Origin of the sequence: Limosilactobacillus reuteri subsp. simiae, assembly GCF_020784875.1 — a bacterium.
GTDB lineage: Bacteria > Bacillota > Bacilli > Lactobacillales > Lactobacillaceae > Limosilactobacillus > Limosilactobacillus reuteri_H.
Genome location: NZ_JAJGUI010000097.1, coordinates 1 through 12,100, shown reverse-complemented (window position 1 = coordinate 12,100; position 12,100 = coordinate 1). Strand labels below are relative to the sequence as shown.

Genomic DNA, 12,100 nt, shown 5'->3' with positions numbered 1-12,100 from the left:
CGTCTTTTAATATTGGCCAAAGTTAGTCGGTAGTACCTTTTGTTTGAAATGAGACAGTGGTAAAATTAATCTTTAGTTTGAAAAAGTTAAATGAGGTTATTATATGAAGGTCATTAAAAACTATTTATATAATGCGGGATATCAAATTTTATTGATGTTGGCTCCTGTATTGACAACACCATATGTTTCACGGGTTTTAGGGGCTAATAATAACGGAATTAATACTTATACTAATGGATGGGTAACGTTCTTTTATTTAGCTGGGCAGTTAGGAATTTCGTTATATGGAAATCGGGAAATTGCCTATCAGCGTAAGAATAAGTATAAGCGGTCAAAAACTTTTTGGAGCATTATCTCATTACAAATATTTACCAGTTCAATCGCTTTAATTGCTTACTTAATAGCTGTTTTTCTATTTAGTAGTGCCTTTAAGACATATTTTCTCCTGCAAGCTTTATGGATTGTTGCTTATGGGATTGATATTTCCTGGTATTTTATGGGGATGGAAGACTTTAAGAAAACTGTTTCGCGAAATACGATTGTCAAGTTAATAACAATTGCCTTGATATTTATTTTAGTGCGTAATCAAAATGATCTGGCTAAGTATATTTTTCTATTAGGTTTTGCTCAATTAGCTGGAAGTCTTACCTTATGGCCATATTTACGTAAGAATATCCAGTGGGTGAAAATTAGTGAATGGCACCCATTAAAACACTTTTATCCGGCTTTACTTCTATTTATCCCAACCATTACTACTCAGATTTACCTAGTAGTTAATCGGATTATGTTAGGAAGAATGGCACCACAGGCAGCTGTCTCGCAATTTAACTTCGGGGATAACATCGTTAAACTAGTTCTAGCGATTGTGACAGCAACAGGGACGGTTATGCTACCACATATTGCCAATAAATTTGCCTCTGGGGATGTAAAGGGTGTCCGCGATAGCTTATATAAGTCATTTGACTTTGTAACAGCAGTATCTGTTCCGATGATGTTTGGACTAATGGCCATTGCATATAAATTTGCTCCATGGTTTTTGGGAAACGAATATGGACCAACTGGTGGAGTGATTTTTTGGGAAGCTCCAGCAATTCTAATGATCGCATGGAGTAACGTAACGGGGACCCAATATCTTATGCCGACTCATCGTGAGCACCAGTATACTATTTCGGTCACTATTGGAGCAGTAGTAAACATTGTTGCTAACATATTTCTTATCTCATTATACGGGGCAAATGGTGCAGCAATCGCAACTGTTATTTCTGAATTTGCAGTAACAACAGTTCAACTATTTTATATTAAGGGGACTATTCGACGACGGGCTTTATTTGCACCTATCTGGCGATATTTGCTAAGTGGTATATTTATGTATTTGGTTGTATCAAGAATAGATGAAATTATGAATATGACAATTATTAATTTAGTTGTACAAATTTTTGTTGGAATTGCAGTTTATGGGATTTGCTTATTTATATTAAAAGCTCCAATTATTGAACAAGCTAAAGAAATGGTAAGAAAGTGAGAAATTTAAGATGACTAATGACAGTATTTCAGTTATTATCGCTGCATATAATGCAGAAGATACAATTGATAAATGTTTGGTTAGCATACTAAAACAAAAAAATATAGATCACTATCAAATAATAATTGTAAATGACGGGTCAACTGATAATACTTTAGAACGATTAAGTAAATACCGTTCAAATACTAAAGTTTCGATTATTAATAAAAAGAATACTGGTGCATCTGACTCTAGAAATGTTGCTCTAAAGCAAGTGAATACTGATTTTGTAACCTTTGTCGATGCCGATGATTATGTTGCGGATGACTATCTTGATACTTTACTTAATCAATATTTGCAATTGCCTGATTGCGACTTAGCTATTTGTGGCTACCAAAAGGAATTAGCTGATGGGCAAATTACAATGATTGGAAATGGTGAGAAAGCTATCTTGAATCAAGAAGAAGCATTTCACAATATTTTTATCAGCTATAATTTTGAAGGTTATCTTGTAAACAAATTATTTAAAGTTAGTATAATCAAAGCAAATAATTTGTGGCTTGACAAAGAGGCAAAATTTTCAGAAGATTTATTATTTTGCTGTAATTATCTTAACTATTGTCAAAAAATTAGCTTTAATCCCAAGCCAGTTTATCATTATGTTTATTATGCAAATAGTCAGTTACATAGCCATCGAATAGGTAACCCTTTTGATAATAATGCGATAAGCATTCTTGACACCTTTTCAAAGATAAGAAAAACTGTCCCACTTAAATATACTAAGGAAATTTCGGATGTAAATGCACGTGTTTGTTGGTTTGCTGTTACCTTACTGAGATCAATTGCAGCTGCACCTAATCGAAATGAAATAGATAAAAAGACTATTGATTCGTTAAGAAAAATAGCGAAAAAGTACCGAAAGGATTTCATGAGAAACGATATACTTCCGCCAAGGGATAAAATTATTTATTGGGTAAATTGGTTTTTCCCTAGAACGCTAGGTAGAATTTGGAATTTATTAAATTTACGTGACCATAGTTGAAAGGAGAAATAATGGTAAAAAAAAGAATTTTGTGGATTGATCTCTTACGAGGCTTAGGGATGTTCTTTATAATTTGGGGACATTCCCTAAGCAATGCGCAGAGCTTTTTAGGAACAATGCTATTTGAAGTTAATGTACCACTTTTTTTTATCTTATCAGGATACTTATATCATGAGCAGAAGATAAGTGTTCAAGTCTATAAGCTGTTTTATAACTTACTTCTTCCGTATATCGTTACCTGTGCCTTTATGGCTTTTAATACAATGGTTGCAAATTTAACTGGTGGTGAATTGATTTTTAAGAGTATGGGAAGCCTAAAGGATGTAATTAAGGCGTCCATTTTTGCTATGGGAACGCCGGTTCTTTTAATGGGTACCCATATCAATGTGCCAGCAATTGGGGCAATTTGGTTTTTGATAGCGTTACTGTGGGATGAAATCTTGTTCAACTTTTTAGTAAAAAAAACTATAAGCAAAGGATATTTTGGAATCTTTATGAGTATTTTTTCAATCATTCTTTTGGTGCTAGGCTTTGAATTAACTCATTATGGTATTTTGCCATGGTCGTTGAATGCTTCGATGATTGGCTTTGGTTTTATGTGGGGAGGATATCTATTAAAGAAAAGCAATTTTTTGAGATTTTCAAAGATTGAAATATTAATCATTTCATTATTATTATTTCTAGGATGGTGTTTAGCTGGAGTATTTAAAATATATTTTTGGATGAATATTGCAGCTACCAATAATATTTTTTTAGCTATATTGAGTGCCTTTTGTGGCTCATTTTTTCTTATTTTACTGATGCAATATGTTACTAATAGTCAACAAGACAATGAGATTTTAAGATTTATTTCTTTATATGGTAAATATTCACTTATTGTTCTTTGTGTACACATTATTGATGGGAACACCTATTGTCTAAATAGATATATAGGTTTATTAGTAACAAAACCTATATGGTTAATTACTTTATTTAATCTTTGCTATCATGTAGCGATAACAATCTTTGGTATATATGTAGTTACTAAAATTCCGTTCTTAAAGAGTATATACGATAATAGAGAGCGAAAGTTTACATGGCAAAAATAGGCATATTGTGGTATCATACTTTAGGAATTCGAATTGTAAAAGTGGGGGAAAGTAATGGAAAAAAAGCATTTTAAGATGTTTAAAAAAGGTAAAATTTGGTGTTATATGGGGATAGTAGTATTATCTACGACGTTAGGGTTAATAACTTCTTCTCAGTCAATTCAAGCCGATACCTCTAGTACAGAAAATACTGTGAATGTAGGCCAACAAAGTGCTGCAAATGATGCAGCAACAACTACTTTACGGACTACAGAGAGGGACAATGTACAAGTAGTTCAAGATACGAAAGATAACATTAAACAAGCAGAAAATAATAATAGTGCGTTTGTCGATATAAGTTCTGTAGATCCACACGCTTCCACGTCAGCTACTCAAGAAGGTTGGCAAAATGAAAATGGAAATACATATTATTATCAAGATGGCACTAAATTAGTCGGACAACAATTACTTAATGGTAAGAATTATTATTTCAATGATCAGGGAGTAGTTCAGAAAAATTACTTTTTGACTAAAGATAATCATACATATTATTATCAAAATGATGGTACACGGCTAGATAACGGTTTTTACAATAACTGGGGTCACACATACTACTTCGGCAATGATGGTGCCCGCCTAGATAACGGTTTTTACAATAATTGGGGTCACACATACTACTTTGGTAATGATGGTGCCCGTTGGGATAATCGTTTTTACAATAATTGGGGTCACACATACTACTTCGGCAATGATGGTGCCCGTTGGGATAATCGTTTCTACAATAATTGGGGTCACACATACTACTTTGGTAATGATGGTGCCCGCCTAGATAACGGTTTTTACAATAATTGGGGTCACACATACTACTTCGGCAATGATGGTGCCCGTTGGGATAATCGTTTCTACAATAATTGGGGTCACACATACTACTTCGGTAATGATGGTGCCCGTTGGGATAATCGCTTTATGAGCAATTGGGGCCATATGTACTATTTCGGTAATGATGGTGCATTAGTTACAAATCAATTTGTTCAACATGGTGGACAAACCTATTATGCTTTATCTAATGGTGTATTGAATGCGCCACGATACTTTAGCCAGTTTACTCCAATTTATGCGCCTGAAGGCTGTGCGGTTGCATCTTTGGCAATGCTATTAAGTATAAAGAATGAGTACTTTAATCTAGCTGATGCATATAATAACTTACCTCAATATGGTGGAGTTTATAATACAGGAGCATTTAGAGGAATTATTTCACCTGAAGCTTTAACAAACTATGCCCATAAATGGGATTCAAATGTACGTAATATCACTGGTTCATCTTTAGAAGACATTTCTAGATTGATTTGGGCTGGGCATCCAGTTCTATATTATGGAATGTCTTCATTTGAACGAGCTGGCCAGAGAAACCATGCCAAAGTAATTGTTGGTGAAAATAATGGATACTTCCATATTTACGATCCTTGTTATTGGAATCAAGGTCAACGTGCTCATACAGCAGGTGGCAATGCCTATGACTGGGGTGCTGATAGTTGGCAATCTTGGGGTGCAGTTGCATCAGAGTATATTGGCAAAGCTATTACTATATATTAATCAGCAAAAAATTTTAAAAGGTGGAAGCTTTTATAATAAAAAGCTCCCACCTTTTTCACAAAAATTATAATTCATAAGTTTGGAGAAAAAAATGAAAAAAATTTGTGCAGTTTTAGTAACTTATAATCGTCTTAAATATTTAAAAAAATTATTAAGTTCATTAGAAAAAATGGAATATCCTTTGTCGGGAATCTTTATTCTCAATAACAACAGTACGGATGGAACTACTGATTTTTTGACGAGAGAGGGTTTTACAGATATTTCCAAAGGAGAAAATACTAATAATAAATATGTTTTCAATAGTGAGCAAAATCTTGGCGGGTCTGGTGGCTTCGCAAATGCAATAAAAATAGCTAAAAATTTAGATTATGATTATTTATGGATTATGGATGACGATGTCTTGCCGGAAAAGGATTGTTTAGCCCGTTTAGTACAAATGATGGATAAAACTAAGGTACAGGTTGCTATCCCTAGTAGAAATGATGAATTTTATCAAGATCGCATTTGTAGTAAGTTTGATTTTGCTAGTGTAAAAAAATATTGTCCTTATTCACGGAAACAGACAATTTCATATCCACTAACTGAAGATTTTTATTATGTTGCTGATATGCCCTTTGAGGGTCCTTTAGTTAAAGTAGATTTAATTAAGAAAGTTGGTATACCCAATGCTGGCTTCTTTTTGGAATATGATGATTCAGACTATGCCCAAAGGTTACAGGAGTATTCCAAAATCATCTATGTAACTAAAGCTATCTTGCATAGGCAATTAGCTAGGAAACAGCAAACATTAAATTTAAAGAAAAATAATAAAGATTTATATACGTGGCGTACATATTATACATTACGTAATGATATTATTTTTGAAAGAAAATATGGTAAAAATTGGAGAGTAAAAGAAATTAGTCCCCGACTATTATTAGTCCACAAAACGATTAAATCAATTCTTGATGGTTATGCAAAACAAAATTTACCTTTATTATTTAAAGCTTATTCAGATGGTATGCATAATCGAATGGGTAAACGAATTGATCCTAATTATTAATTTTAAAATAGGTGAATATTGTGAAACATAAGGAAAGAAATTCTAGTTTTGAGTTATTACGAATTTTTAGTATGTTTTTTATAGTTGCTCATCATTACGCTTTTTATGGTACCTTTAATAGAACAAATTTTGTTTTTTCGCATGTTAGTGCTTTACGAGTTAATTTGATATTCCTTTTTTTTGGAAAAGTAGCTGTTGATATTTTTGTAATGATTGGCGCTTATTTTTTAAGTGGAAAAATTTTTAATTTTAAAAGACCAGTGAATCTTGCAATAACTACGGTGATATATAGCTTATCTATTTTTTCACTTTTGATGGCTTTTGCACCTGAGTATATTTGGAATAAAGAAAAATGGTTTCAAGCATTATTACCATTTCCTTCACCAACAGGGTATTGGTTTGTTGATTCCTATTTATTTATGTTATTGATGATGCCAATATTAAATCTATGCTTAAAAAATTTTTCGTTAATAAAAATTAAATATATTATTACATTGTTATTTATATTGTGGTCACTTTTTCCTACATTTACTACTCTTTTTAACTATAAATTGGATTTTGATGCAGGTAATTTTGGATATTCTAGTGGAACATATTTCTTACTTATCTATATTATTGGAGGCTATTTAAGAAAGAAAGGTATTATCAGTGAAATAAGTTTATCAAAAGAAATACTCAAAATAATTTTTTTAGTGTCAATCAGCGTAATGTATGTAATAGTGTTTACTAGAAGCACTACTTTATTTAGCTTTACAAGTATAATGGCCTATTTATTTAATCCTGTATCACTGTTGTTAGCTATTAGTATTTTCAAATGTTTTTTAAAGTTTGATTTTCATAATAACTTTATAAATTACCTAAGTGGCTCAATGTTTGGTGTTTATTTACTGCATGAAAATTCATTCATTAGACCGATTATTTGGCAAAAACTATCAGATTCTTCTCAGTATTCGAATAATGCTTTGGAATATTTGATGTATGGGTTACAAATATCACTTTTAGTTTTTGTTGCATGTATCGCAATCGATATTTTATTTAGAAGGATTTTACTACTATGGCCTATTGCTAAATTAACTGAGGCTGTCAGCCGAATATTAGCTAGAATTACTAAGAAAGAGGGAGCATAAATGATATATATAATAGTATGCTTTAGCTTATTCTTAGGATTAGTTTATTTTTTGTTAACATATAAAAATCCATCAAAGCAAGAAATCTATTTTAGACTAGCATTGGCAGGTGTTGTCATTCTAGTTATCTTTGTTAGAACTTATCGAATTGATAGCTTGCAGGGTTTAGATCTAGATGAAGCAATGGGAGGGATAAATTCTTGGTCAATTGCGAACTATGGAGTTGACTTTCATTTAGTTCATAATCCAGTATATTTATATGCTTGGGGATCTGGAATGAATATTCTTTATCCACTATTAACGGTTCCATTCGTAAAAGTATTGGGCTTATCTGTACTTAGTTATAGGCTACCAATGGTACTACTAAGTATTGCTAGTTCTTTATTGCTAATCATTTCTTTCCTTTATGCAAAATTTAGTTATAGGAAAGTCTTGATTTACTCAATTATCATTCTTCTAAGTCCTGGATTAATTATTCCTAGTCGGTGGGCTGTTGAAAGCAATATTTTTCCAATTCTATTAACTTTTATATTATCATTTTTTATATTCTTGCTTTATGCTCAATCACGGAAAGTAAAGGAGATATGGTATTGGTTAATCATTTTTACCTTAAGCATTAGTGCTTATGCATATTCGAATAATTGGTTATTTTTGTTTGCTTTTGTTTTACTATTTTTTATTTGGAGCTACAGGAAGCTTTTCCATTCAATCAAAATTATTTTACTTTCATTAATAACTTTATTCTTTATTGATTGGCCACTAATAGCATTTATATATGTAAATTATGTTTCCCACAAGCAATTAACTATTTGCGGAATGACAATCACTAAATTAGCTGAATCGCGTGGTAATTCTCAGTTTATAATTCAGTCTGGTAAGCCAATATTGGAATCAATTGCTTATAATATTTTTGAAACATTTAAAGTGTTAATCCAGGGAAATGATGGTTTATTAAAAAATGGTTTGCCGGGTATTGGATTATTCTATCCTTTAATGGTGTCGTTCGCTATTATAGGAATTATTTATTTTTTTGAAGATTCAAAAAATATGTTAGACCAATTCATGTTCATAATGTTAGTCTCGAATATTTTTACAGTAATGCTCATTTCTCCTAATTTTACGCATTTAAATGCTTTAATATTGCCAATACTTTATTTTGAAAGTAAGGGGGTAATGAGTGTATTTAGCTCTCCATTTGCTATACGAATCTTTCTTATGTTCTTTTTTGCGTTATTTTCGGTATTTAGTTATGAATATGTCCATATATATCATTCGCAGTTAGTAAATGGAAATCATGAGAGTCCACTTGAATTACAAAAGATGATTCGTAAAGCTAATTCAAGTAATAGACCAATATATTTGGTAACTGGCGATGAAACGTATACGGGAATATATACCGTTGTTCTCTTTGCCAAGCCAATGAGTCCTTATGAATTTAATTCAAAGACAGTTAATGTGAGTCCGGCAGCCTTTACTCCATATACTACGTTTGGCAAATATTCTTTCGTTAAAGATTTGCCTCAAGTAATGAAGGGTGATTCAAATATTTTAATAGTAAAAAGAACAGTTAATGTAAATAAATTTATGAAAGAACACAAAGATTACCACCTGTATAGGGGTCAATACTATGATTATATTGAAAAATAAGGAGATATAATGGGAAAACAAGAAGCAAGTGTAGTTGATTATTTAGTTTCAAAAAAAGAATATTTATTTATTCTTTTTATAACAATATTTGCGATATTAATCCGAGTAAGTGTTTTCAACTACAATACAACTGATGACTATATTACATTTTTACATCCGTGGTATGAACAAATAGATAGATATGGCGGCTTACCGGCCTTACGGCATCAAGTTGGTAATTATAGTATTACTTACCAGTTTTTTATTGCTCTGTTTACTTATTTACCAGGGAAAGACCTTTTTTGGTACAAAAGTTTTTCGGCTTTTTTTGACTTTGTTTTAGCGTTATCAGCGGGACGTCTTTGTCAATTAATTAGTAATAGTGGGTCTAAAAAATTTTTTATTTTTACCTATGCAATTGTATTGTTTTTACCAACAGTTGTTTTCAACTCTAGTTTATGGGCACAATGCGATTCAATATATGTTTCGTTTATTTTGATGTCGATTATTAATTTGCTAAATAGAAAATATAAAACATCTTTTGCACTTTTAGGAGTCGCTTTAGCTTTTAAATTACAAACTATATTCATCTTACCATTCTTTATTTTAGTGTATGCAATTAGGAAAAGTTTTAGTTGCAGTTATTTTTTGATTTCAATAGTATCGTTTTACTTATGCTGTCTTCCTGGATTTATTTACGGCCGGTCATTATTTGATCCTATTAAAATTTATATGAACCAGTCAGATAGTATGCCAAGCTTAAACGTGGGTTATCCTAATTTTTCAGGATTATTCGGTATTATCAATGCCAATGAGGCTCAACTTTGGATGCTCCATCGCTTTTTGATGTTTTTGACACTAGCCGTTTTATGTATTGGATTAATGATCGTATTTGAATATGAAAGAAATTTCAGCAAGCTAGAATTAGTATACTTAGCTTTATGGATTAACTGGACGTGTGTTATGTTTTTACCAAATATGCATGATCGATACGGTTTTTTTATTGATTTATTGCTAGTTTTACTTTCTATTGCTACTAAGAACAGATTAATGACAATACTAGCAACTATTTCGATAATAAACAGTTTTATTGTTTACTGTGAGTATATTTTTAGATTGCAATATCATTTATTAGTACTATCGTATATTGCGGTGATTATATATATGATCTTTTCTCTACAATTATATAGAATTGTAACTAGTCCAACTAAGGAGAGTTGATTAATGAATAATAATATATTGACAATTATTATTCCTTGTTTTAATGAAGAGGAAGTTTTACCAGAAACGCGTAGCGAAGTAGGGGACATTTTAAATAATTTAATTAGCGAAAAAAAGGTATCGCCTAAAAGTAAAATACTGTTTGTTGATGATGGTAGTAAGGATGATACATGGAGACTAATAAAAGAATATAGTAAGCAATATTCGTACATTACAGGTATTACCTTCACTAGAAATTATGGACATCAAAATGCATTGTTGGCAGGTTTAAGTGTTGCTTCTAAATATTCTGACATAATGATTACCATCGATGCAGATTTGCAAGATGATGTGAAGGCTATTTATGAAATGGTTGATAAATACTATCAAGGCAATGATGTTGTATATGGTGTTCGTAGCAGTAGACAAACAGATACCTTCTTTAAAAAGAATACTGCATTAGCGTTTTATAGTTTAATGAAAAAGATGGGAGTACAGTTAGTACCTAACTCAGCTGACTATCGTTTAATGAGTAAAAGAGCTGTACTAGCTTTGTTAGAATACCAAGAAAGAAATCTTTTCTTAAGAGGAATGGTTCCTTTAGTAGGATATCAATCGAGTAAAGTATTTTATGAAAGAAAAGAAAGATTTGCTGGGAAATCAAAGTATCCATTAAAAAAAATGGTTCATTTTGCGTTAGATGGAATCACTTCTTTTTCCACAATGCCAATTAAATTGATTATGAATTTGGGGATTTTGATTATCCTTATTAGTATTATTCTAATGGTTTATACTTTGGTTCAAAAATTTAATGGTGGAACAGTCTCTGGTTGGTCATCATTAATGATTTCTATTTGGCTATTAGGTGGAATACAATTACTATCATTAAGCGTGTTAGGAGAATATATTGGAAAAATCTTCACTGAAGTAAAAAGAAGACCAAGATTTCATATAAAGTATGAGAACTACTCACAAAAAATGAAGTGAATTTCTAATTTAGGTATTAAAAATGGAACTAGGTATGTTAGGATAGAACAGTATTAAAGATAAAAAGGAGTACATAAACTGATGAGTGTTTATAAACATTATAAAATGTTTAAAAAAGGTAAGAACTGGTGCTACATGGCATTAGCTACACTATCTGTAGCTGTTGGAGCATTAACTATTTCTCAAAGTAATGCAAACGCCGATGCTATAAGAACAGAGAATGTAAGTAGTAAAGCAATCACGGGAAACACTACACAAAATCTAAATCAGAGTACACTACAATTAATAACATCTGAAAAAGAACAATCAAATGTACAAATAGAAACAAATGGCTCTAATTATGTTCAAGATAATAACGAGCATAATTCTAATAATTTGGAACAACCAGAAGTATCTAATGAGGTTAGCAGACCGGTAAGTAGGGAACAAACTCAAATTCAGTCACAGCCTACTACTGAAAAATACGTTGCGGTAGTCCCTCAATCAGCAAATGCCACTCCACAAAATGGATGGCAAACCGAAGATGGAACTAGTTATTACTTTAAGGATGGTCAACGGGTAACTGGCCAACAAAATATCGATGGAAGAGATTACTATTTCAATGATCAAGGTCAGCAACAAAAAAACTATTTCTTAAATCAAAATAACCACACATATTACTTCCAAGCAGATGGAACACGATTGAATGATGGCTTCTACAACAATTGGGGTCATACTTACTACTTCCAAAAAGATGGGTCACGTTTAGACAATGGTTTTTATAATAATTGGGGTCATACCTATTACTTTGGAGAAGGAGGAGTACGTTTAGACGATGGTTTCTACAACAATTGGGGTCATACTTACTACTTCCAAAAAGATGGGTCACGTTTAGACAATGGTTTTTATAATAATTGGGGTCATACCTATTACTTT

The 12,100-nt window shown here is 31.7% G+C and carries 10 protein-coding genes; all 10 read left to right on the top strand.

Annotated elements, in window-relative coordinates; translation table 11 throughout:
* Window positions 1–103: 103 nt before the first annotated feature.
* A complete protein-coding gene (locus tag LMC10_RS04235; RefSeq protein ID WP_229269027.1) occupies window positions 104–1,522 on the top strand; it encodes an oligosaccharide flippase family protein in 1,419 nt (472 codons plus the stop codon).
* Window positions 1,523–1,532: 10 nt separating this feature from the next.
* Window positions 1,533–2,543 carry a glycosyltransferase family 2 protein gene (locus LMC10_RS04230; RefSeq protein ID WP_229269026.1) on the top strand — a complete coding sequence of 337 codons (1,011 nt, stop codon included), beginning with the start codon at window positions 1,533–1,535 and terminating at the stop codon, window positions 2,541–2,543.
* A gap of 11 nt (window positions 2,544–2,554) precedes the next feature.
* Window positions 2,555–3,631 carry an acyltransferase family protein gene (locus tag LMC10_RS04225; protein WP_229269025.1) on the top strand — a complete coding sequence of 359 codons (1,077 nt, stop codon included), beginning with the start codon at window positions 2,555–2,557 and terminating at the stop codon, window positions 3,629–3,631.
* Window positions 3,632–3,685: 54 nt separating this feature from the next.
* Window positions 3,686–5,203, top strand: a complete 1,518-nt coding sequence (locus LMC10_RS04220) for a KxYKxGKxW signal peptide domain-containing protein (RefSeq protein ID WP_229269024.1) — start codon at window positions 3,686–3,688, stop codon at window positions 5,201–5,203.
* A 91-nt stretch (window positions 5,204–5,294) separates the two neighbouring features.
* A complete protein-coding gene (locus tag LMC10_RS04215) occupies window positions 5,295–6,245 on the top strand; it encodes a glycosyltransferase family 2 protein (protein WP_229269023.1) in 951 nt (316 codons plus the stop codon).
* A 20-nt stretch (window positions 6,246–6,265) separates the two neighbouring features.
* Window positions 6,266–7,372, top strand: a complete 1,107-nt coding sequence (locus LMC10_RS04210) for an acyltransferase (protein WP_229269022.1) — start codon at window positions 6,266–6,268, stop codon at window positions 7,370–7,372.
* A complete protein-coding gene (locus LMC10_RS04205) occupies window positions 7,373–9,019 on the top strand; it encodes a glycosyl transferase (protein ID WP_229269021.1) in 1,647 nt (548 codons plus the stop codon). It abuts the gene before it with no gap.
* Between the two features lie 9 nt (window positions 9,020–9,028).
* Entirely contained in the window at window positions 9,029–10,219 is a 1,191-nt protein-coding gene (locus tag LMC10_RS04200; RefSeq protein WP_229269020.1) for a putative hexosyltransferase, read from the top strand.
* Window positions 10,220–10,222: 3 nt separating this feature from the next.
* Window positions 10,223–11,185, top strand: coding sequence for a glycosyltransferase family 2 protein (locus tag LMC10_RS04195; protein WP_229269019.1), 963 nt, complete (start codon window positions 10,223–10,225; stop codon window positions 11,183–11,185).
* A gap of 81 nt (window positions 11,186–11,266) precedes the next feature.
* The coding region (locus LMC10_RS04190) for a KxYKxGKxW signal peptide domain-containing protein (protein WP_229269018.1) at window positions 11,267–12,100 on the top strand (834 nt) is incomplete at its 3' end.